This window comes from Mesorhizobium sp. M7A.F.Ca.US.005.03.2.1 (genome assembly GCF_003997795.1).
In the GTDB taxonomy this organism is placed as follows: domain Bacteria; phylum Pseudomonadota; class Alphaproteobacteria; order Rhizobiales; family Rhizobiaceae; genus Mesorhizobium; species Mesorhizobium ciceri.
The window spans coordinates 1-847 of the sequence record NZ_RZRP01001404.1 but is presented as its reverse complement, the minus strand read 5'-3'; the positions used below and the strand labels follow the sequence as shown (position 1 = coordinate 847).

At 58.9% G+C, this 847-nt stretch carries 1 protein-coding gene and 1 pseudogene; both read left to right on the top strand.

Features of this window, described 5'->3' with window-relative positions; all coding sequences use genetic code 11:
* On the top strand, positions 1-551 hold a 551-nt coding region (locus EN991_RS38110), incomplete at its 5' end, for a DUF2470 domain-containing protein (protein WP_164769752.1).
* Between the two features lie 152 nt (positions 552-703).
* Positions 704-847: pseudogene (locus EN991_RS38105) on the top strand (ArsR family transcriptional regulator); the annotation flags it as partial.

Sequence of the window (847 nt, the reverse complement as noted above, 5' to 3'; positions counted from 1 at the left end):
GTTCCCTGTTGCTCGGCGAACCAGGCAAGGGCGACCCGCTGGCGCACCCGCGCCTGACACTGGTCTGCCAGGCGGTAAGGATCGAGCGCGGATCGGCCGAACACGCCCGCACCGAGCGCCGTTACCTCAATCACAATGCCAGGGCGAAACTTTACGCCGGTCTCGGTGACTTTTCGATCTTTCGCCTCGATCCGCAACGCGCCAGCCTCAACGGCGGCTTCGGCAAGGCCTATCAGCTCGACCGATCGGATCTGCTCGCCAGCGGACCGGTCGTCGAGGAACTCGCGGCGCGCGAACAATCGGCCATCGACCACATGAACGCCGACCATCTCGACGCGATCGCCGTTTACGCACAGCATTTCGCCAAAGTATCCGGCAACGGCTGGCGTATTGCCGGATTCGATGCCGATGGCATGGATCTGGTGTCGGGCGACGATGCTTGCCGGGTCTTTTACCCGCAACCTCTGGGCGCAGCAGGTGAATTGCGGCACGTTCTGGTCGATATGGCGAGGGCGGGCCGAGCCATTGTCGACGCCGAGACTGAGACTTAATTATGCTGGATCAAAAGCAACACTTGAGATTTAGGTGAAATGCTCTACCTTTTAGTGACGCTGAATCGCCAGCGCCGATCGATAAGTGAATTTATGGAATCAGACGCCATTGCCCCCATGGCGTCGGGATGAACAGGAAGCATGGGGGATCGATGGTCTCGACAAAGCTAATCGTGAACGCCGAATCGGCGGCAGAGTTTCTCATGCTGATGGGCAATGAGAAGCGACTGTTGATCATGAGCTACCTCGCCGAAGGTGAAATGTCGGTGGGAGCCATAGCCGAGAAGGTGATGCTC